The sequence below is a fragment of the Bradyrhizobium sp. genome, from assembly GCF_035570375.1.
In the GTDB taxonomy this organism is placed as follows: domain Bacteria; phylum Pseudomonadota; class Alphaproteobacteria; order Rhizobiales; family Xanthobacteraceae; genus Bradyrhizobium.
Genome location: NZ_DATMLW010000259.1, coordinates 18,962 through 40,636, shown reverse-complemented (window position 1 = coordinate 40,636; position 21,675 = coordinate 18,962). Strand labels below are relative to the sequence as shown.

Annotated in this window: 17 protein-coding genes and 1 pseudogene; 11 read left to right on the top strand and 7 right to left on the bottom strand. The window is 62.8% G+C overall.

What is annotated here, in order from left to right:
* Positions 1-184 precede the first annotated feature (184 nt).
* On the bottom strand, positions 185-916 hold the full coding sequence (locus VNX23_RS28895) for a uroporphyrinogen-III synthase (RefSeq protein WP_325634987.1): 732 nt from the start codon (positions 914-916) through the stop codon (positions 185-187).
* A gap of 174 nt (positions 917-1,090) precedes the next feature.
* Here VNX23_RS28895 and tsaD point away from each other — a divergent pair, with 174 nt between their 5' ends.
* Positions 1,091-2,182: a tRNA (adenosine(37)-N6)-threonylcarbamoyltransferase complex transferase subunit TsaD gene (tsaD, locus tag VNX23_RS28890; protein ID WP_325634986.1), complete on the top strand. Its 1,092-nt coding sequence runs from the start codon at positions 1,091-1,093 to the stop codon at positions 2,180-2,182.
* A 241-nt stretch (positions 2,183-2,423) separates the two neighbouring features.
* On the top strand, positions 2,424-3,404 hold the full coding sequence (locus VNX23_RS28885; RefSeq protein WP_325634985.1) for an NAD(P)H-dependent glycerol-3-phosphate dehydrogenase: 981 nt from the start codon (positions 2,424-2,426) through the stop codon (positions 3,402-3,404).
* Positions 3,405-3,557: 153 nt separating this feature from the next.
* On the opposite strand, the gene VNX23_RS28880 is transcribed toward VNX23_RS28885, so the two are convergent.
* Positions 3,558-4,319, bottom strand: a complete 762-nt coding sequence (locus VNX23_RS28880; protein WP_325634984.1) for a haloacid dehalogenase type II — start codon at positions 4,317-4,319, stop codon at positions 3,558-3,560.
* A 239-nt stretch (positions 4,320-4,558) separates the two neighbouring features.
* Here VNX23_RS28880 and VNX23_RS28875 point away from each other — a divergent pair, with 239 nt between their 5' ends.
* Positions 4,559-4,972 carry an EVE domain-containing protein gene (locus VNX23_RS28875; RefSeq protein ID WP_325634983.1) on the top strand — a complete coding sequence of 138 codons (414 nt, stop codon included), beginning with the start codon at positions 4,559-4,561 and terminating at the stop codon, positions 4,970-4,972.
* 184 nt (positions 4,973-5,156) lie between these two features.
* On the opposite strand, the gene VNX23_RS28870 is transcribed toward VNX23_RS28875, so the two are convergent.
* Both VNX23_RS28870 and VNX23_RS28865 read right to left on the bottom strand, forming a co-directional pair.
* The gene (locus tag VNX23_RS28870; RefSeq protein ID WP_325634982.1) at positions 5,157-5,660 is read right to left on the bottom strand and encodes a DUF2059 domain-containing protein; all 504 of its coding nucleotides are present in this window, start codon (positions 5,658-5,660) and stop codon (positions 5,157-5,159) included.
* A gap of 880 nt (positions 5,661-6,540) precedes the next feature.
* The gene (locus VNX23_RS28865; protein ID WP_325634981.1) at positions 6,541-7,710 is read right to left on the bottom strand and encodes a DNA topoisomerase IB; all 1,170 of its coding nucleotides are present in this window, start codon (positions 7,708-7,710) and stop codon (positions 6,541-6,543) included.
* A gap of 389 nt (positions 7,711-8,099) precedes the next feature.
* Between VNX23_RS28865 and acs the strand changes: the two genes are divergently transcribed.
* Entirely contained in the window at positions 8,100-10,052 is a 1,953-nt protein-coding gene (gene acs, locus VNX23_RS28860; protein WP_325634980.1) for an acetate--CoA ligase, read from the top strand.
* 428 nt (positions 10,053-10,480) lie between these two features.
* Positions 10,481-10,993 carry a L,D-transpeptidase gene (locus VNX23_RS28855; RefSeq protein ID WP_325634979.1) on the top strand — a complete coding sequence of 171 codons (513 nt, stop codon included), beginning with the start codon at positions 10,481-10,483 and terminating at the stop codon, positions 10,991-10,993.
* A gap of 23 nt (positions 10,994-11,016) precedes the next feature.
* On the opposite strand, the gene VNX23_RS28850 is transcribed toward VNX23_RS28855, so the two are convergent.
* On the bottom strand, positions 11,017-11,235 hold the full coding sequence (locus tag VNX23_RS28850; protein ID WP_325634978.1) for a DUF1674 domain-containing protein: 219 nt from the start codon (positions 11,233-11,235) through the stop codon (positions 11,017-11,019).
* Between the two features lie 193 nt (positions 11,236-11,428).
* Between VNX23_RS28850 and VNX23_RS28845 the strand changes: the two genes are divergently transcribed.
* The 3 genes from VNX23_RS28845 (at position 11,429) to purH (ending at position 16,467) form a co-directional block, all read left to right on the top strand.
* The gene (locus VNX23_RS28845) at positions 11,429-12,781 is read left to right on the top strand and encodes an RsmB/NOP family class I SAM-dependent RNA methyltransferase (protein ID WP_325634977.1); all 1,353 of its coding nucleotides are present in this window, start codon (positions 11,429-11,431) and stop codon (positions 12,779-12,781) included.
* 153 nt (positions 12,782-12,934) lie between these two features.
* The gene (locus tag VNX23_RS28840) at positions 12,935-14,650 is read left to right on the top strand and encodes a heparinase II/III family protein (RefSeq protein WP_325634993.1); all 1,716 of its coding nucleotides are present in this window, start codon (positions 12,935-12,937) and stop codon (positions 14,648-14,650) included.
* 224 nt (positions 14,651-14,874) lie between these two features.
* Positions 14,875-16,467 (top strand): bifunctional phosphoribosylaminoimidazolecarboxamide formyltransferase/IMP cyclohydrolase, encoded by a 1,593-nt coding sequence (gene purH, locus VNX23_RS28835; protein WP_325634976.1) that lies wholly within the window; start codon positions 14,875-14,877, stop codon positions 16,465-16,467.
* Positions 16,468-16,603: 136 nt separating this feature from the next.
* Here purH and VNX23_RS28830 read toward each other — a convergent pair.
* A pseudogene (locus tag VNX23_RS28830) lies at positions 16,604-17,906 on the bottom strand (MFS transporter).
* Here VNX23_RS28830 and VNX23_RS28825 point away from each other — a divergent pair.
* The 3 genes from VNX23_RS28825 (at position 17,860) to VNX23_RS28815 (ending at position 20,858) form a co-directional block, all read left to right on the top strand.
* Positions 17,860-18,045: a hypothetical protein gene (locus VNX23_RS28825; protein WP_325634994.1), complete on the top strand. Its 186-nt coding sequence runs from the start codon at positions 17,860-17,862 to the stop codon at positions 18,043-18,045. The pseudogene VNX23_RS28830 and the gene VNX23_RS28825 sit on opposite strands and share 47 nt — an antisense overlap.
* A gap of 71 nt (positions 18,046-18,116) precedes the next feature.
* A complete protein-coding gene (gene ggt, locus VNX23_RS28820) occupies positions 18,117-19,862 on the top strand; it encodes a gamma-glutamyltransferase (RefSeq protein WP_414643104.1) in 1,746 nt (581 codons plus the stop codon).
* A gap of 99 nt (positions 19,863-19,961) precedes the next feature.
* On the top strand, positions 19,962-20,858 hold the full coding sequence (locus VNX23_RS28815) for an NAD(P)-dependent oxidoreductase (RefSeq protein WP_325634974.1): 897 nt from the start codon (positions 19,962-19,964) through the stop codon (positions 20,856-20,858).
* An 8-nt stretch (positions 20,859-20,866) separates the two neighbouring features.
* Here the strand turns inward: VNX23_RS28815 and VNX23_RS28810 are convergent, their stop codons facing one another.
* Positions 20,867-21,532, bottom strand: a complete 666-nt coding sequence (locus VNX23_RS28810; RefSeq protein ID WP_325634973.1) for a glutathione S-transferase — start codon at positions 21,530-21,532, stop codon at positions 20,867-20,869.
* Between the last annotated feature and the right edge of the window lie 143 nt (positions 21,533-21,675).

The window sequence follows — 21,675 nt, the reverse complement described above, 5'->3', positions numbered from 1 at the left end:
TCTCTTCATTTTCGCCGCCAGTCCACCAAGAGAACTTCTGAACCAAAACCACACTAGAATCATAGGTCTCTAGTGTCCTTTCGAATCCGAAGTTCGCGAAAGAGGCCGCCACAATCAGGACACCAGGTTCTCGCGTTTTAGCGCGATTGGCTGCGCAACGCACGGTCCTGCCCGACAAGAAAGGTCAGAACCGGGATAATAGCAGCGCAAATAAGGCATTCTCGTCCGGTGATCCCGCCACCATGACCCGGGTTGCGCCGGCGTCGCGCAGGACCGCGGCTACGCCCGCGGAAACGCAGAATTGCGGAACGGAAAGTGCCGATATTTCCACGCCGGCGGCGCGAACCGCCTCCAGAAAGGCGCCGGCGCTTCGCCTCGAATAATGCAGCACCGCCTCGATATGATTGGCGGCAAAGGCTTCGCAGGACTCGCGCGGCAGGCGCAAGACCGGAACCATCCGGTAGGTGGTTTGCCTCACGACGGTAAATCCGCGTTCCCGAAAATCTGCGGCGAGATCACGCGCAAGATCGGCGCCCGCCAGATAGAGCAGCGGATGCGCTTTTTTCAAGACTTTCGACTTGACGGCGGCAAGGACGCAGTCGCGCAAGGCTGTGGCGTCGCCGCCAGCCGAAATGACCTGTTCGAATCCAAGATTGCGGGCAACAGCTGCGGTATGTTCCCCGACCGCAAACAGCGGCAGCTTGAGCAACCGGCTGGCCGTGAGGTCGGATTCGATCGCGCGCAACGCATTGGCGCTGGTGACGATGAGGCCACCGTACTGCGCTTCGGTGTCGTCGTGGAAAGCCGCGGGCTCAAAGCGTAGCATCGGCGCGAGCAGCACCTCAAACCCCCGCGCCCGCAGGCTCGCGGCGGTGGTCTCCGCATCCGGGTGCGGGCGTGTGACGAGAATGGCCATGCATCAAACCCTTGAAGCCGCGGATTCCCCAATTGCACTTTACGGCCTGGCAATGCTACCGCACTAGTGTGGCGGGTCAGAAGTCCGCATCATTGCTGCGGTGCCCCTGACTTTTCGAAGTTCGTAAAAAGGGGCGCTGCGATCGAGTACGAACTTCGAAAAGTGGGCACCAGATTGACCAACGACACGCCAACATTGGTGTTGGGAATCGAGACCACCTGCGATGAAACCGCAGCCGCCGTGGTCGAGCGCCACAGCGACGGGGCGGGGCGGATCCTGTCCAATATCGTGCGGTCGCAAACCGAGGAGCACGCGATTTTTGGCGGCGTGGTGCCGGAGATCGCCGCGCGCGCCCATGTCGACCTGCTCGACGGCATCGTGGACCGCGCGATGAGGGAGGCGGCCGTGAGCTTTGCGCAGCTCTCGGGCGTTGCCGCAGCGGCCGGCCCCGGCCTGATCGGCGGCGTCATCGTCGGGCTCACGACCGCCAAGGCGATTGCGATGGTGCACGACACCCCGCTGATCGCCGTAAACCATCTCGAGGCCCACGCGCTGACCCCGCGCCTGACCTGTGCGCTGGCTTTTCCATATTGCCTGTTCCTCGCCTCCGGCGGTCACACCCAGATCGTCGCGGTGATCGGCGTCGGCCAATATGTGCGGCTCGGAACCACGGTCGATGACGCCATGGGCGAAGCCTTCGACAAGGTCGCAAAGATGCTCGGACTGCCTTATCCTGGCGGGCCGGAGGTCGAGCGGGCCGCAGCCGGCGGCGACGCGCAGCGTTTTGCTTTTCCACGGCCGATGCTCGGCCGCGCCGATGCCAATTTCTCCCTGTCGGGGTTGAAAACGGCGGTGCGCAACGAAGTCGGCCGGCTGTCGCCCTTGGAGCCGCAGGACATCAGCGATCTCTGCGCCAGCTTTCAGGCGGCGGTACTCGAATCGACCGCGGATCGGCTCAGCATGGGCTTGCGGCTGTTCCACGAACAGTTCGGACCGCCGCGCGCGCTGGTCGCCGCCGGCGGCGTCGCCGCCAATCAGGCGATTCGCGCCGCGCTGCAGGGCGTCGCCGCGCAGGCACAGACCACCCTGATCATCCCGCCGCCCTCGCTCTGCACCGACAATGGCGCCATGATCGCCTGGGCCGGCGCGGAACGCCTGGCGATCGGACTGACCGACGCGATGGATGTCGCGCCTCGCGCGCGCTGGCTGCTCGATCAGAATGCCCGACCGCCGGCGAAGTTCGCCAACACCCGCGCGGGATTTTGAGGCAAGTCATGGACGCACCGTCGCATTTGTTGATGCTCGCGGTTTCTTATCCCTCCCCCCGCGAAGCGGTGGGGAGCGAAGCGGAGGCCAGGGTGGGGGGCTGTGTTGTGGAAAGTCCCCCCGCCCCGACGCTCGCCCGTAGCTCGCGTCGACCTCGAGAGCGAGCTTGCTCGCCTCGGACCCCACCACTCGCTGCGCTCGCGGGGGGAGGGATAAGGGCGCGCAAAGACGAGGCCCGATAATGTCCTCGCTTGACTCAGTCGCAGTGATAGGTGCCGGTGCGTGGGGGACGGCGCTCACCGGCGTCGCCGCGCGCGCCGGAAGAGAGGTCGTCCTCTGCGCCGGCAGTTCGGCAACTGCTGCCAGCATCGCCGCCGCGCGCACCAATCCGAAATTGCCCGGAGCAAAACTCGACGCCAGGGTCGAAGTGACCGACGACATCGCGCTGGCCGCGAAGGCCGCGATCGTTCTGGTCGCAACGCCGGCGCAGAATTTGCGCGCGGCGGTGACTGCGCTGGCTCCACATCTGGCAAAGGACACGCCGGTCGTCGCCTGCGCCAAGGGCATCGAACGCGGCACGCATAAATTCATGACCGAAGTGATTGCGGAGGCTGCGCCGAACGCAAGCCCGGCGATTCTGTCCGGGCCGAGTTTCGCTGTCGATGTGGCGCGCGGCCTGCCCACCGCGGTGACGCTCGCGGCCAAAAATGCCGAACTCGCAAGCAGGCTGGTGCGGGCGCTGGGTTCGGCGACGTTCCGGCCCTACCACACCTCCGATGTCCGCGGCGTCGAGATCGGAGGGGCCGCGAAAAACGTGCTGGCAATCGCGGTCGGCATCGCAGTCGGCAAAAATCTCGGCGCCTCGGCGCAGGCAGCCCTCACCACGCGCGGCTTCTCGGAGCTTGCGAGGTTTGGCCGCGCGCTTGGCGCGCGCGCCGAGACGCTGGTCGGCCTCTCCGGCCTTGGCGATCTCATTTTGACCTGCGCAAGCCCGCAATCACGCAATTTCGCGCTCGGGCTGGCGCTCGGTCGCGGCGAGGGGCGGCCGCGCGACAAGCTCGCCGAGGGCGAATTCACCGCACCGGTGCTGACGGAACTGGCGGCTTCGCAGGACATCGACATGCCCGTGTCAAACGCGGTCGCCGACATCCTGCGCGGCGCCAAGACGATCGACGATGCGATCGAAGGTTTGCTGGCGCGGCCGTTCAAGGCGGAGGGGTGAATTTTCTTTCGTCATGCCCGCGCTTGTCGCGGGCATCCACGTCTTGAACGCAAGAGGAAGACGTGGATGGCCGGGCATAGGCGAGCGGAAGCGACGCCGTTCTTCGCACGGCTATGCCCGGCCATGACGAGTTGGGGGAGTTCCCGCATCCCCTCACCCCAGCACGAAATTGACCAGGTCTTGTAACCCCGAACCCATTCCATCCGGCATCACGCCCAATTCCTCGACCGGCGTGCTCATGCGCTTGACCCAGAAGGTCGGATATCCGAACCATTTGGCGCCGCACGCATCCCAGCCGGCAAACGCAGCGAAGGCGATTTCCTCTTTTCGAAGTTTGAACGCATCGAGGCCCATCCGGTAGGCGCGCGGATCAGGCTTGAAAGCCTTCACCCGATCGGTCGAAAGATGCGGTTCGAAATATCCCTCAAGTCCTGAATTCTTTACCGCGGCATCCAGCATGGTTTCGGTGAGGTTGGACAGGAACGCCATGCGAATGCCGGCATTCTTCAACTGCCGCAACGCCGGCGCAACATCGCCCCAGGCTTTCAGCGAAAGCCAGGTCTGCATCAGCTGGTCGCGCTCTGCGACGGACAAATTGACTCCGCGCGCCTTGGCCGCAAAGATCAGCGACTCCTCCGTCACTTGCCAGAAATCGACGTAACGCCCGCCGAGCGTGCGCAGCCAGGTGTATTCGAATTGCCGCGAGCGCCAGGCATTACCGAGCTCCGGTCCATGGGCCGGAAACATTTCTTCCAGCCTGGCAAACACCGGGCGCGGATCGATGATGGGGAAACCATCGAAGGCGACCGCCTTGAATTTGATCGGCTTGATGTTGTCCGCGAAGGCTTGTCCGGACGGCCCGCCCACGGCCATGGCGCCCGCGGCAAGCGTTACAAACTCCCGACGATTGAACATCTGATTTCCTTGTATGGGATGCGTGGGCCACAGCTTCGCCCTTGACGGCGCTTATATCTCGCTCGGGGTATTGGAGATGTAACAAGCCCGAGATGGCGGCCCTCGTCATGGCCGGGCAAAAGCGCGAAGCGCGTCTTTAAACATATTGACCCGGCCATCCACGTCTTGCTTTTCTTGCACGGGAGAGAAAGGCGTGGATGCCCGCGCCAAGCGCGACCATGACGGGTGGAGAGAACCCCATGAACTACTGGCTGGTGAAATCCGAACCTTCGTCCTGGTCGTGGGACCAGCAGGTTGCCAAAGGCGCCAAGGGCGAGGCCTGGACCGGCGTGCGCAACTTCACCGCCCGGCAGAATCTCGTGAACATGAAGAAGGGCGACAAGGCCTTCTTCTATCACTCCAACGAGGGCAAGGAGATCGTCGGCATCGCGGAGGTGATCAAGGAGGCCTATCCCGATCCCACCGACAAGACCGGAAAATTCGTCTGCGTCGACATCAAGGCCGACAAGCCGCTGAAAACGCCGGTGACGATGGTGGCAATCAAGGCCGAGAAAAAACTCGCCACCATGGCGCTGGTGAAATATTCGCGGCTGTCGGTGCAGCCGGTGACGGCGGACGAATGGAAAATCGTCTGCAAGATGGGCGGGGTGTGAAGCCGCCACAGCGTTAACGTCGTCCCGGCGAAAGCCGGGACCCATAGCCACCAGCATTGATCGTGGAGCAAGCATCGGCCCCGGCGTAGCGCAATACGCACCATTTATGATCATGGATCCCGGGCGCGCACGCGCGATTATGCTGCCAAAAACCGGTTGCAGGACCGTCGATGCATATTGCGCTTCAAAGAGTGACGCCTTTTTTACGCAGTTCCTCGATCATTCGCCGTTGCACCTCTTCACCAACGGATCGACCGAACTTCATCCCGGCAACCAACATCTCCTGCGATATGGTTGGCAGTTTTTGCAGTAATCTCCGCCCGGTCGGGGTTTTGTAGAACTCGTTGAGCGCGTGAAGATCGTCAATTGAAAAATTGTTTGCGTAGACGAGCGCCGCCGCGTCGCTCATCTCCGACACCCGCTGCCGAAAGACATCGATTATCGCGGGGGTGAGAGCATCGTATTGCCGTTCGACGTCGGCGCGCCCCTGAACAATGGTCGGCTTGAACTTCTTGATGAACCCCGGAACGATTGCATTATATTGATCGTTCAGATGCATGGTCTCGACCAACTCCCTGGCCGCAGCTATGGCTTCGGGGGCGGGCGCCTGGGCCTGCGCCAAACCCGACGAAAAGAAAACATGCAGAACAAGCGCGCCGAACAGCGGACGAACAATGCGGCTGACCATAGATTTCCCCTATCGCGTGTTTCCAAGCGGAGATCGACTATCGCACGCGTATCCATTTCGTTGCATGAAACGTAAAATCTTGTTTCAAGATTTTGAATGTTGCTGGGGATTCCCGGAATATCCGTTTCGCGCCCATGCGCGCGCCAAAATGACAGTGTGAGCCTGGCAAGAACGCGAAGGAAGCTCTTGACACGATTTCCCGCACCAACGCTGATTTGCCCGTCGTGCCAATTCGCCGCACGCACGCGGCGTTGATCTCGCCCCCAAATCACCGGCACGATTCGCGCCGTCCCGCGCTTTCGAAGAGGGGCGCTTCGCGATCGTCACGAACGTTGGGCGCGGGATGCGGTGGACGCGGTTGGCGGAAGACGAATGCGCTTGAATCGCGGACGGCGAAGTCGTGTGGTCCTGACATCCCGACGCTTATGTCAAGCCTGTCGAGGCGATGATCTCGCAGGTGATGGTGGCAACAAAGCCCGGCTCACCAGGGAGAGCGCGAAGGAAACCGTTAAAACCATCGTGCAGGGAATGCCGGGTCGCTTCCGGCGTACCTGTGGTGACTTTGCTCGTGTGTTTTTCCTTTTACACGCGAGGCTATGGGTGCGCGCCGCGCATCCGGCATTCCCTGCGCCCTCTGATTTTCGGGGGCATGGCTGGCAAAAGCCCGGGCAGATTCGTGCCGCGGGAATGTGGATGTGTGTCTTATCGACTATGCGAGAGCTAGCGACGGTTTACCCCTCTCCCCTTGCGGGAGAGGGTGCCCGAGCGATGGCGAGGGCGGGTGAGGGGTAGGTCTGACGTGTGTAAAGAGGCCCCTCATCCGACGCGGACTGCGTCCGCGTCACCTTCTCCCGCAAGGGGAGAAGGTAGGGAGCAAGCCTTACGCCGCGGCCGCCATCACTACCTCGGCCAGAAGCTGCTCGCGCTTCTTCTGCGAGCGGCAACCCTTCATGGTCGCGGCAAAGCGCTCGAGAATGCCGTCCTCGAACGCCGTGACGATGGTGTCGTGCACATAGCTCTTGCGGCAGATCGCCGGCGTGTTGGAGAGCCGGTCGGCGGCGGCGCGGATCGCGTCCAGAACCTGGCGATTGCGGCCGCGGGCGCTTTTGGCGGGCGAAATCCGCGAGAGCGATTCCAGCACCACGGCGGATGCCATCAGCGTGCGAAAATCCTTCAGCGAAATCTTGATGCCGGCGATCTCGCGCAGGAAGCCGTTGACGGTCGTGGTGGAAACGGTGCGCACGACGCCGGAAGCGTCGCGATACTGGAACATGCGTCTTCCCGGAAGGCTCTGCAGAATGCCGATCGCGCGCACCAGCTTGGCGGCGTTGCATTCCTTCTTCACCGCCTTGCCGCCCTTGGCCTTGAAGGTCAGCACGATGCTGTCGTCTTCCAGCGTGACGTTGGATTTCAAAAGCGTGGTGGCGCCGCGTGTGCCATTCAGCCGCGCATAGGATTCGTTCCCCGGCCGGATCGCGGTGCGCGCGATCAGTTCGATTACCGCGGAGAGAGCGAATTCACGCGTCGGCTCCTCGCCGGACAGGTGCATCGAGACGTTGCGGCGAATTTTCGGCAAGGCAGCGACGAGCTTGGCCAGCCGATGCGCCTTGCGATGCTCGCGAACCTTTTCCCAATCGGCGTGATAGCGATATTGCAGGCGGCCGGCGGCATCGCGCCCCACGGCCTGCAGATGCGAAGTCGGGTCGGGCGAATAGCGCACCTCCGCATAGGCCGGCGGCACCGCCATGGCATGCAGGCGGCGGACGGTGCGGGCATCGCGAATATGCGCGCCGTTGGCGCGGACGAAGGCATAGCCCTTGCCGCGCTTGATGCGGCGAATGGTCAGCTGATTCTGGTCGCCAAGCTTGAGACCGAGCTCCTGGGCCAGCGATTCCACGGTAGGACCGGGCATGCCGGGCACCTTGCCCGGCGTCCGGGAGGCAAGCGCCTTCGGCGGCGCCGGCGGCCATTGCCCGAGCGCCTTGGCCAAAGCGACGGCAGGATCGGCCGTATCGGGCCGTGCAGTCTCCAAATTCTGCTGATCCGCCATAGCTTTAGACGCCTTGCTCCGCTCGTATCCTGCTAATGCCGGTTTTTCGAGTTTGTTCCGGCCCGGCCGTTTGGCCCTGGGGCGCCATTTAGGGGGTTATCGCGCGCAGCGCTAGTCCCCCCGGTCGGATCATTGCGGTTATATGTTACCTGCATCGACCGACGGAGCCTGCCTGCGTCGATTCGACGTAGCCGAAAATGCCAAACGGGCTGCCGAGACCTGGCGCGCTTGCGATCAAATTCATCAATTGATCCCGCGCAACGCGCGCCCCGCCGAAGGTTGTAGTGATCGGGCATGGTTGTTCCGCTTGTCGGCGCCGTCAGGCCCGGCGCATACTTATTTCAACAATCAAGACGGCTCGAGAGTGCGCCGCACGGTGGAGGAAAAGAATGTCCGAGAAAATTTACGACGTACCGGCCGACTGGGCCAGGCGCGCCTGGATCGACGACGCCAAATATCGCGAAATGTATGCGCGCTCGATCAAGGACCCCAACGGCTTCTGGGCCGAACAGGCCAAGCGCCTCGACTGGATGAAGCCTCCCCACAAGATCGAGAACTGGTCGTTCGCTTCCGGCAACATTTCAATCAAGTATTTCGAGGACGGCGTTCTCAACGCGGCCTGGAACTGCGTCGACCGCCATCTCGAAAAGCGCGGCAACCAGACCGCCATCATCTGGGAAGGCGACGACCCTTCGGAGTCGAAGCACATCACGTATCGTCAGCTGCACGACGAGGTCTGCAAGTTTGCCAACATCCTGCGCACCCGCAACGTCAAGAAGGGTGACCGCGTCACGATCTATCTGCCCATGATTCCGGAAGCGGCCTATGCGATGCTCGCCTGTGCGCGGATCGGCGCGATTCATTCGGTGGTGTTCGCGGGCTTCTCGCCGGACAGCCTCGCCCAGCGTATCAATGACTGCCAGTCCAAGGTCATTATCACCGCGGACGAGGGATTGCGCGGCGGCAAGAAGGTGCCGCTGAAGGCCAATGTCGATGCGGCGCTCGCCAAGACCGAGGGCGTTGACTGGGTGGTCGTTGTCAAGCGCACCGGCGCCAAAGTCGACATGAAGCCGTCACGCGACCTCTGGTACCACCAGGCTGCCGAGATGGTGACGACGGAATGCCCGTGCGAGCATATGCACGCGGAAGATCCGCTCTTCATCCTCTATACCTCCGGCTCGACCGGCCAGCCCAAGGGCGTGCTGCACACCACCGGCGGTTATCTCGTCTACGCCGCGATGACGCACCAGTACGTGTTCGACTATCATGAAGGCGACATCTATTGGTGCACCGCCGACGTCGGCTGGGTCACAGGCCACAGCTACATTCTCTACGGGCCGCTCGCCAATGGCGCGACCACGCTGATGTTCGAAGGCGTGCCGAATTACCCCGACAATTCGCGGTTCTGGAACGTCGTCGACAAGCACAAGGTCAACACCTTCTACACCGCGCCCACCGCGATCCGCGCGCTCATGCAGGGCGGCGATGAGCCGGTGAAGAAGACGTCGCGCCAATCGCTTCGCCTGCTGGGCAGCGTCGGCGAGCCGATCAATCCGGAAGCGTGGGAATGGTATCACCGCGTGGTCGGCGAGGACCGCTGTCCGATCGTCGATACCTGGTGGCAAACCGAAACCGGCGGCATTTTGATCACGCCGCTGCCCGGCGCCATCAAGCTCAAGCCGGGCTCGGCCACGCTGCCGTTCTTCGGCATTGTGCCCGAGATCGTCGATGCCGACGGCCAGGTGATGGCCGGCGAAGCCACAGGCAACCTTTGTATCACCAGACCATGGCCTGGAATAATGCGCACGGTCTATGGCGATCACGCCCGTTTCGAGCAAACCTATTTCTCGACCTACAAAGGCAAATATTTCACCGGTGATGGATGCCGGCGCGATGCCGCCGGTTATTACTGGATCACCGGGCGCGTCGATGACGTGATCAACGTCTCCGGCCATCGCATGGGCACAGCCGAGGTCGAAAGCGCGCTGGTGGCGCATGCGGTGGTCTCCGAGGCCGCGGTCGTCGGCTATCCGCACGACATCAAGGGCCAGGGCATCTATGCCTATGTGACGCTCATGGCCGGCACCGAGCCGAGTGAGGAACTGCGCAAGGAGTTGGTGGCGTGGGTCCGCAAGGAGATCGGCCCGATCGCTTCCCCTGATCAGATCCAGTTTGCGCCCGGTTTGCCGAAAACCCGCTCCGGCAAGATCATGCGCCGGATCCTGCGCAAGATTGCCGAGGACGAGCCGGGAAGCCTCGGCGATACCTCGACACTTGCGGACCCTGCGGTGGTCGACGATCTCGTCAAACATCGCCAGAACAAGAAGGACGCGCCGGCGTAACGCGCGCAACTTCGGGGTTGAACCGCGAAGGCGCGATCCTTCACCGCGCCTTTTGCGGTTGACCGGCGGCTGGAATCACAGACATCAATACGGCGTCGTCGACATCGGTCGATGCGGATTCGGTTGCGTCCGCGCGCGCCGATCAGGATAGGCAGCCATGGGCATGAGCGATCGCGAACATGCCGCTCACGCCATTGTCATCCGGAGGCGGGCGTTTCACGGAGGTTTGCTGCGGGGGTGTGGTTTTCCGGTCATTTACTTTGTTTTGAACATTTTCTTTTTTGCTGTCGCAGAACCAGTCCCAGCCCTGGCGTGACAAACATTCAGTTAACTCGCGCGGTTAAGATTTCGTGGGAAAGCGGTTTCTCTGGCGGCGCCGGTCGGAAGTGGACCGCCTCGGAAGGTCAGGCTCGGTATCGGAGAGGTCAATGTCGTTGAGGATTGCGGTGGCTCTGGCGGCCACTATCGGATTGGGAGCGTTGGGCACCACCGAAGCTCAGGCGCAGCCGGATGTGGTCGGATTCCGGGGCGACTATTCGCCCGGGACCATCGTGATCAGGACCAACGAGCGCAGGCTCTATTACGTCATCGATCAGAACCACGCCGTTCGTTATCCGGTCGGCGTCGGCAAATACGGCAAGCAATGGGCCGGTACCACTCAAATCAACGGCAAATACCTCCATCCGGCCTGGTCGCCGCCGGCCGAAGTGAGGCGGGACAAGCCGCATATACCGGATGTCATCCCTGGCGGCTCGCCGCGCAACCCGATGGGCGTCGCCGCGATGACACTGGCCGGTGGCGAGTACGCGATCCACGGGACCAACATGCCGGGTTCGGTCGGCGGCTTTGTCTCCTATGGCTGCATCCGCATGCTCAATCCCGACATCACCGACCTTTATGGGCGGGTATCTGTCGGCACGACCGTGGTGGTGACGCACTGATCGTTATCTTTGTGACGTCCGGGTCAAAAATCCGAGGCGATGCCCTTGACTTCCCAGTCGCCATATCTCGTGGGCTCGGGGCCCTCAGGCCCCTGAAATTCCCTGGGCCAGGGCTTGCTGGCGGGTGCAACCGCGAGCCGTCGTGCTTCGGCCTCTGCGAGCGCGCGTTGTGCTGCGGGCGAAAGCGGCTTGCGTTTTGGCCCGGATGCATCCGCTGTTGAGCGGGAAAGATCGTCCGTCATCGATAGATTCCAGCTGCCTTATCAGCCCGCTTCATTCAGCCTCCGGCGGCGCAGGTCACTTCCGATCCGTGAAGTCACAGAGTAGATTCTTACATTTGGCATATTCTGCTGCCAAAGGGATTCGCCAACCCTTAGTCGATGGCAACAGCTGAAATGCGAACTGCTGTCCGATTTCGCAAGATATTGGAGCTCCATGCCCCAACAACGATTCGCCCAGTCGTCCGAAGCGCCCGGTCTGCCGGCGCGTCGGATCGCGGCGGATATTCTTGACGGCGTCCTGCACAAGCACCGTACCCTCGACGAACAGCTCGATGGCGCTGCGGCCCATCCGGGACTGAGGAACCTCTCCGATCGCGACCGCGCCCTGATGCGCCGCCTGGTGGCGACCATTTTGCGCCGGCTGGGGACGCTCGGCCATGTCCTGTCGCGGCTGCTCGATCGCGGCGTGCCGACCGATGCACCGCGTGCGCAGAGCGCGCTTTTGATCGGCGCTGCCCAGATTCTCTGGATGGACGTGCCCGACCACGCCGCAGTGGATCTCTCCGTGCGACTGGTGCAGTCGGATCGGCGGGCCGCGAAATATGCGGGGCTCGTCAACGCGGTGTTGCGCCGCTGCGCGCGTGAGGGCCAGCCGCTGATCGACGAGGTCAAATCACAGGCGCTTGACGTCGCGCCTTGGCTGATGGCGCGCTGGAGCAGCCATTACGGCCCCTCCGTCGCACGTGACATCGCGACTGCGATCGGCCATGAGCCCTCTCTTGATCTTACTGTAAAGTCCGATCCGGCGCAGTGGGCGACCCGTCTGCACGGCGAAATGCTGCCGACGGGATCCGTGCGCACGCTGTTGCAGGGCTCGGTGACGATGCTTCCGGGCTTCTCGGAAGGACAATGGTGGGTGCAGGACGCGGCCGCCGCCTTGCCGGCGCGATTGTTGGGCGACGTGGCCGGCAAGACCGTCGTCGATCTCTGCGCCGCGCCGGGCGGCAAAACCGCGCAACTCGTTCAGGCCGGGGCGCGTGTGATCGCCGTCGACCGTTCGCCCACCCGAATGGGGCGGCTTCGCGATAATCTGGCTCGCCTTGCGCTGAATGCGGAAATGGTGGTCGCCGAAGGGGCCGAATGGCTGGAAAAAAATCACCATAGAAAGATCGACGGCATTCTGCTCGACGCTCCCTGCACCTCGACCGGGACCATTCGCCGGCATCCCGATATCGGCTGGCTGCGGCTTGAATCCGATATCCCTCCACTGGTGGCGGCGCAGAAGCGTCTTCTGCAAGGGGCGGTGGCGGCACTGAGGCCCGGCGGGACGCTGGTTTATTGCACCTGTTCGCTCGAGCCTGAGGAGGGTGAACAGGCGGTATCGGAACTCATGGCGTCGGAATCGGCGATCAAGCGCCTGCCGATCAAGCCGGGCGAGGTCGCGGGCTTGATCGAAATCCTCACCAGTGAGGGCGATCTGCGCACCCTGCCCTGCCACATGCCGCACCAGGACCCGCGGCTTGGCGGGCTCGACGGTTTCTACGCCGCCCGCCTCGTTAAATCCTGATTCTACACCGTTTTTAGCCCTGCCGCGCTGATTCGCGCGGTTTCAAGAGGGTGTCTTGGCCACGTTTCCGGATTAAAAGGATTCGCCAAAGAATCCTCCCAACCAAGGCAAGGCGTGTCGGTCGCTCAACGCAGACGTATCTCGACGCTGGTCATGGCCCGCTTCGCCCGCAGCACGCTGGCGCGCGCAAGCGGCAGTTCGCTGGCGCTGTCGCGCCTGTGGCCGGGCCGCACCGATCGTCTCATCATCGCACCGCACGATCTGCGTACGGCTGACGCTACCCGCGCCGCCGAAATCTATGCCGGGCGCTTCGTGTTCGCCGGCAAGATCGTGACCTGCCACGGCCGTTCGATTTTTGATCTCGAGCCGCCGTCGGAAGATTGGGAAGTGGCGCTCCTCGGCTTCGGATGGCTTCGGCATTTGCGCGCCGCCGATACCGCGCTTACCCGCGCCAATGCACGTTCCCTGGTCGATGACTGGCTTTCAAATCAGGCCAATAAACGACCGGTGGGCCGTCGTGCCGACGTGCTGGCGCGCCGCGTGATCTCGCTATTGTCGCAGGCCCCGCTCGTCCTCGGCGATACCGATGGCAAGTTTTATCGGCGCTATCTGCGCGGACTGACCCGCGAAATCCGCTACCTGCGCTACACCATGATCGATATTCCCGACGGTGTGGCGCGGTTGCAGGTGCTGATCGCGCTTTCTTACGCTTCGCTCTGCCTCGCCAATCAGGTACGGCACATTCGTAACGCGGCGCGAAAGCTTTCCGACGAATTGCAACGACAGATTCTCCCCGATGGCGGACACATTTCGCGAAATCCCGGCGCGCTGATCGAACTTCTGACCGACCTGCTGCCGCTGCGGCAGACCTTTGCAGCCCGAAACATCGCGCCGCCTCCGGCCTTGTTGAATGCGATCGACCGCATGATGCCGATGCTGCGTTTTTTCCGTCACGGCGACGGCAGCTTCGCGCTCTTCAACGGCATGAGCAGCGCGCCTTCCGACGTACTGGCGACGTTGCTTGCCTATGACGACGCCCATGGTGCGCCGATGGCGAGCATGCCGCACACCGGCTTTCAGCGCCTCGATGCCGGCACCACCACCCTCATCACGGATGCTGGCCCCTCGCCGCCGCCGAGCGTCAGCCAGGATGCCCACGCCGGCTGTCTTTCGTTCGAATTGTCGTCGGGAGCAAGCCGCATCGTCATCAATTGCGGCATGCCGTCGACCAGCCGCGACAACTGGCGCAGCTTTGCCCGCAGCACGCCGGCGCATTCGACTCTGACCTGCCACGACGTTTCCTCATGCCAGTTCGTCGAACTCTCGGCAGTGAAGCGGCTGTTGCAGGGCGCCCCGATCGTCAGCGGGCCGAGCGAGGTGGAAAGCCGTCGCGAGATTGTCGACAACGGCGTGCTACTGACGATGTCCCACGACGGCTATCTCGACAGGTTCGGTGTGCTGCATCGCCGAACCTTGCTGCTCTCGCATGACGGTAAAAGACTTGACGGCGAGGATACGATCTCGCCCCCGCCGGGTGGCCGGATCAAGGGCAAGGAGATCGGCTATGTGCTGCGGTTTCACCTGCACCCTTCCGTCAAGGCCAGCCGTCTCAGCGACGCGCGCGGCGTCATGCTGGTGTTGCCCAACCGCGACGTCTGGACCTTTGAGGCGCTCGACGACAAGGTCTCGCTGGAAGACAGCGTGTTTCTGGCGGGCAACGACGGTCCCCGCCGCTCCGCCCAGATCGTAATTCGCCAGGATTCGCGCCACGCGCCTTCCATCCGCTGGACCTTCCTGCGCTCGGCCACATCGGCCTCCGCCACCTCGGCGAAACGCAGCGCGCGGCGCGAACCGGAACTGCCGCTATGATTCTTGTGACCAAGATGTCGCTATTGAACGAGTGCCGGTTTCGTGGCTGGCAAAACCGTGCTACCCGGCCAACCTTGAGGCGCGAGGGCTTATCGTCCAATCGCAACCGCGCTCTGGAATTGTCGTTCAAGCATGAACTCCGCCGACGCATTTTTCACGTTGGTCGCGGAGCAAACCGGCTCCCATTGTTCCGGATCACGCTTTTAGTCATTTGGGATTGAGGCATGACCGACCGCCCGCGCCGAGTTACCCGCGCCCTCCTGTCCGTTTCTGACAAATCCGGGCTGATCGAATTCGCCCGTGCACTGGCCGGCCATGGCGTCGAACTCGTCTCTACCGGCGGCACCGCCAAGGCGATTGCCGCGGCCGGGTTGAAAGTGAAGGATGTTGCGGAACTGACCGGATTTCCGGAGATGATGGATGGAAGGGTCAAGACCCTTCATCCGAAGGTCCATGGCGGATTACTGGCGATCCGCGGCAACGCCGAACATGCCAGCGCCATGACGGCGCACGGCATCGCGCCGATCGATCTGCTCGCGGTCAATCTCTATCCATTCGAAGCAACCGTCGACAAGGGCGCCGGTTTTACCGACTGCGTCGAGAACATCGACATCGGCGGCCCTGCCATGATCCGCGCGGCGGCCAAGAACCACGAAGACGTCGCCGTGGTCGTGGAAGCGCAGGACTACCAGGCCGTGCTCGACGAGCTCGCTGCCAATCAAGGCGCCACCACGCTTTCGCTGCGACGGCGGCTTGCTGCAAAAGCCTACGCCCGCACCGCGGCCTATGACGCGGCGATTTCGAACTGGTTCGCGCGCGAGCTCAAGACCGAGGCACCGGATTTCCGCGCCTTCGGCGGGCGGCTGATCCAGCCGCTGCGCTACGGCGAAAACCCGCACCAGACGGCCGCGTTCTATCGCATGGCCGATTCCCGGCCGGGCGTGGCAACCGCGCGGCAGGTGCAGGGCAAGGAACTATCGTACAACAATATCAACGATACGGACGCGGCTTACGAATGCATCGCCGAATTCGATGCGGCGCGCACCGCGGCTTGCGTGATCGTCAAGCACGCCAACCCCTGTGGGGTCGCTGAAGGCGTCGATCTCGTCAGCGCCTACCGAAAAGCATTGGCCTGCGATTCGACCTCGGCCTTTGGCGGCATTGTCGCGCTCAACCGGACGCTGGATGAAGAAGCCGCGCGCGCCATCACCGAAATCTTCACCGAAGTGATCATCGCACCCGATGCCACCGAGGAAGCTGTTGCCATCGTCGCCGCCAAGCGAAACTTGCGGCTGCTTCTGGCCGGCGGGCTGCCCGACCCGCGCGCGAGCGGACTGACCGCAAAGACGGTCGCCGGAGGTTTTCTGGTGCAAAGCCGCGACAATGCTGTCGTCGATGACATGGCGCTGGAGGTTGTGACCAGGCGCGCGCCCGGTGAGGCCGAGCTGCGGGACTTGCGGTTTGCCTTCCGCGTCGCCAAGCATGTCAAATCCAACACCATTGTTTATGCCAGGGACCTCGCCACGGTCGGCATCGGCGCCGGCCAGATGAGCCGGGTCGACGCCGCGCGCATCGCCGCGCGCAAGGCGCTGGATGCGGCGAACGAATTAAAGCTCGCCGCGCCGCTGACCAGGGGTTCGGTGGTGGCTTCCGACGCGTTCTTCCCCTTTGCCGACGGAATGCTCGCCTGCGTCGAGGCCGGCGCTACGGCCGTCATTCAACCCGGCGGCTCGGTACGCGACGACGAGGTGATCAAGGCCGCCGACGATCACGGCATCGCCATGGTGTTCACCGGCGTGCGCCACTTCCGGCACTGAGCGACTTTCCTGTCATTTTCGCGAGCGCTAAAGCGTGATGACCTTTGAATCGATCTTTCAGCTGAACGGTTCCCTCTCCCGCAAGGAGGGAGCACACCTTTGGCGCTGTTAAAGATCAACCTGATTTCATCCGTCGCTAGCGCACTCTTGCGAGCAGCGCGAGGCCGGCCGCGAAAAACAGCACCAGCACCGCCATGCCGGCCTTTTGGCTCATCGTCACCGCCGTGACGATGCCGATCAGCAATGGTCCGACGAAAGAAGTGATCTTTCCGGTCAGCGCGAACAGACCGAAATATTGGGTAATGCGATCCCTCGGTGCCATGCGGATCAACAGCGTCCGTGACGCCGCCTGCAGCGGCCCGCCGGCCATGCCGATCAGGCATCCCAGCACCAGATAGGCGCGTTCTGCGGCTGAATCAAACAGCGGCGCATTTGGTACCGGAGGCGCGACCCTCACGAACAAGATCCTCTCCTTGTCCACTGTCAGAATCGCGATAATCGCAAACAGCAGAACCAACATGCTGCCCGCAATCACGCGTTTCGGGCCAAGCCTGTCGTCGAGCTTGCCGCCCAGCCAGGCGCCGAAAGTGCCCGCGATGGCAAGGATGATGCCGAAGGTGCCGATCTGGATCGTGTTCCATCCGAACGTGCCAGCCGCGTAAATGCCGCCAAAGGCAAACAGCGATACCAGGGCGTCGGTATAGATCATGTTGGCGAGCAGGAATGCCGCGATCGATTTCTGCTTCGGCAGCTCGCGCAGCGTTTGCTTCAGTTCAACCATTCCTTCCCGCAGGCCTTCGCGGATGGAGCGCTTGGCGGGATAATCCGGCGTGAAGACAAACATCGGCAGCGCGAACACCACGAACCAGATCGCTGTGAGGGGACCGGTGATCCGGTCGCCCTGATGGGTAAGGGGATCGAGCCCGAACAGGGGTGTGAACCCGAACAGCGTGTGGCCGCTCTGCGGGCTTGCGGCGAGAAAGCCAAGCACCAGAACGAGGCTGAGAATGCCGCCGACATAGCCCACCGCCCAGCCGGTTCCGGACAAGCGACCGATGCGGTTCGGCGGGACCAGCGTCGGCATCATCGAATTGTTGAACGAAGGCGAACTCGACGCCGATCGATGCAATCCCGTAAGCCGCGAGCAGCGCCGGAATCGTGCTGGGATCGCCGGGCCTTGCAAACCACATCAGCGAGGACCCTATGACCAGGAGTGCGCCGAAGGCGGCGATCCACGGCTTGCGATGACCGCTCGCATCCGCAACTGCCCCGAGCACCGGCGACAGCAAGGCGATGACCAGCCCCGAAGCCGCCGTCGCAAAGCCCCACAATGCCTGCCCGCGCGCCGGGTTGGCCGCCACATGGGTGGCGAAATAAGGCGCGAATACGAAAGTGGTGATCAGCGTGAAAAAAGGCTCCGCTGCCCAGGCGAAGAAAATCCAGCTGATGACGGCGGCCCGCGGAGGATATTTCTGCTGGATGCCCGCATCAGGCGCCGCCGCGGCCGTCCCCGCCATGCAAATAATCCCTATCCATCACGAGGAAGACGTTTTGCCCTTCGTGTCGAAAGCCATATAGCATTGGGGGGCTGCAATACCCTTGCGCTTTTCTTGGCCGAACCGGCCTCAACTACCGACGGATTTTCGATGATGTCCCTGACAGTAGCCATGCGCAGGCTTTTTATCGGCATTGCGTTCGCGGTGATCTTCACGTTGCCCGCAGCAGCACAGGAGCAAGGCCGCGCTCTCTACAAGCCAGCCCCGTCCGACAGCGCTCAGCCGATGGTCGCCGAACGCGGCATGGTGGTTGCCCAGGAAAAAACGGCGGCGCGAGCTGGCGCCGACATCCTGCGGCGCGGCGGCAACGCGATCGATGCGGCGGTGGCAACCGGCTTCGCCATGGCGGTGACCTACCCCCGCGCAGGCAACCTCGGCGGCGGCGGATTCATGGTCATCCATTTGGCGGCTCGCCACGAAGACGTTGCGATCGACTATCGCGAGACTGCACCCGGTGCGATCACATCCGACATCTTCCTTGGCGCCGACGGCAAGCCTGATGCAGCGAAATCACGCGATTCCGCGCTCGGCATCGGCATTCCCGGCACGCCTGCGGGCCTGGCGCTCGCCCTCGAGAAATATGGTTCGGGAAAATTCACGCTTGCGGAGCTGCTGCAGCCCGCGATCGATCTGGCGCGAAATGGTTTCCTCGTCACCGACGATATCGCCGACAGTTTGCCCGGCGTGCATCCGTGGCTGGCGCGCTGGACATCATCGGCCAAGCTCTTTTCCCGCGAGGACGGAACGTCACTGCGCGAGGGCGATACGCTGACCCAGAGCGATCTCGCTGTCACTCTCTCTGCAATCGCGGCACGCGGGCCGCGTGGATTCTACGAGGGCGAGGTTGCCGAAAAGCTGGTGAAGGCGATCAGGGAGGCCGGTGGCATCATGACGCTGGACGATCTCAAATCGTATCAGCCGGCCATCCGCGAGCCGGTGCGCGGTACCTATCGTGGCTACGAAATCGTCTCGATGCCGCTACCGTCCTCGGGCGGGATCGTGCTGCTCGAGACCTTGAACATCCTTGAGGGCTTTCCGCTGCGGGACATGAAGCAAGGCTCGGTGCCCTCGCTGCACGTCCTGATCGAGGCGATGAAACGCGCCTATGCCGACCGCGCGCGCTATCTCGGCGATCCCGCCTTCGTCAAAGCGCCGGTGGCCAACCTGATTTCGAAGGACTACGCGGCAAAGCAGCGCGCGAGCATCGATCTCGACCATGCGACGCCCTCAGCCGCGCTGTCCGCCGCGCAACCACGCGAGGGCAGCAACACCACGCATTTCTCCGTCGTCGACAGCCTCGGGAATGCGGTCAGCAACACCTACACGCTCAATTTCAGCTATGGGGTCGGCCTGATCGCCGATGGAACCGGCGTCCTGCTCAACAATGAGCTCGATGATTTCACCGCAGCGCCTGGCGCATCCAACGCTTATGGGCTGGTCGGATTCGAGGCCAATTTGCCCGGCCCGGGCAAACGGCCCTTGTCATCGATGACGCCGACCATCGTGCTCAAAGACGGCAAGCCGGTGCTGGTGACCGGGTCACCTGGCGGCAGCCGCATCATCTCGACCGTGTTGCAGGTGATCGTCAACGTGCTCGATTACGACATGGATGCGGGTGCAGCCGTATCGGCGCCGCGCCTGCACCATCAATGGCTGCCGGACGAAGTGCGGGTCGAGCGCGGTTTCAGCGAGGACACGCTGGCCGCGCTCAGCGCCAAAGGCCATCACGTGGTGGGGCCGATGGCGCAGGGTTCTGCCAATTCGATCGCCGTGACCTCCAAGGGAACGCTCGGCGCACCCGACCCGAGAACCCGCGGCGCGGATGCGGCCGGGCAATAGAGGGCCACAAACTATCAGGATTTGGAAGAATTACCTCCCGCGTGCGGGCGAAGTGGCTGTAAGCTTCCGCGGAAACGGATACCAACCGGAGGTTTGCCGATGACATCGCTGAAGGGCAAGACGTTGTTCATCTCCGGTGCCAGCCGCGGCATCGGACTCGCGATCGCTCTGCGTGCCGCGCGTGACGGTGCCAACATTGCGATTGCCGCGAAGACGGCGGAGCCGCATCCAAAACTCAAGGGCACGATCTACACCGCCGCCGATGAAGTCCGCGCCGCCGGCGGCAAGGCCCTGCCGATACTCTGCGACATCAGGGACGAAGCGCAGGTGATGGCGGCGATCGACAAGACCGCCGCCGAATTCGGCGGCATTGATGTTTGCGTCAACAACGCAAGCGCGATCAGCCTCACGAATTCGCAGGCAACCGAGATGAAGCGATTCGATCTGATGATGGGAATCAATACCCGCGGCACCTTCATGGTGTCGAAATACTGCATCCCGCATCTCAAGAAGGCCGAAAACCCGCACATCCTGATGCTGTCGCCGCCGCTCGACATGAAAGTGAAATGGTTCGAGCATTCGACCGCCTACACTATTGCAAAGTTCGGCATGAGCATGTGCGTGCTCGGCCTTTTCGGCGAACTGCGGGATGCGGGCGTTGCGGTCAATGCGCTGTGGCCGCGCACCACGATTGCCACCGCCGCGGTCGGCAATCTGCTCGGCGGCGACGCGATGATGCGTGCGAGCCGCAAGCCGGAGATCATGGGGGATGCGGCTCACGCCATTCTCACCCGGCCGTCGCGCGAATTCACCGGGCAATTCTGCATCGACGACAAGGTGCTTTACGCAAGTGGGGTGCGTGACTTCGAGCATTACCGAGTCGACCCGACAGTGCCGCTGGCGCAGGATTTCTTTGTGCCCGATGACGACGTGGCGCCGCCCGGCGTCACCGTGACGCGGCTGGCGACAACGGGCGGCGTTCAGAAATCGGGCTAGCCGGGCGTTCAGCGCCCGACCGCGTAAGGTCCGCCCTTTTCCAGGGCGCGCCTGTAGGCCGGGCGCGCATGAATGCGCTCCAAAAACGCCGTCGATCTGGGGTGACCGTGCTCGAGCCCGCCGCGCGCTGCGGCTGCTTCCAGAGGAAAACTCATCTGGATGTCGGCTGCGGTGAACTCTTTGCCGGCGAACCACTCGCTTTTCGAAAGCTCGCCCTCCCAGAATGCCATGTGCTGCTTGAGCTGCGGGTTGACGAGGGTCGTGAGCGCCTGGTTCGAGACCTTGCGCACGAGGGGCCGCAGCAACGCGGGCGCGCGCTTCGGCATCACGGTGAATAGCAGCTTCAGCAGCAGCGGCGGCATGGCGGAGCCTTCCGCGTAGTGCAGCCAATAGGTGTAACGGAGTCGCTCCGGCGTTTTTTCCGGCGGGATCAGGCGGCCGTTGCCATAGGTGCCGACGAGGTATTCGACGATCGCGCCCGATTCCGCGATGGTGTTGCCGCCGTCGGTGATAACAGGGGATTTTCCGAGCGGATGGACGGCGCGCAGTTCGGGCGGCGCCCGCATGTCGGGCTGACGTTGGTAGCGCACGATCTCATAGGGGATGCCGAGTTCTTCGAGGAGCCAAAGCACGCGCTGGGAACGGGAATTGTTCAGATGGTGGACGGTGAGCATGGAGTCGGTCCTCAGCGGCGGAAGGCATTCATTTGGTGGTGCCAGCGGCAATGACGAAAGTCGAGGCATTCGCGGGCGGATTTGTTCTAGGCGGGTATTATTGACGGTTTGATTTACCCGGATAATATCTCCCTAATTGGATC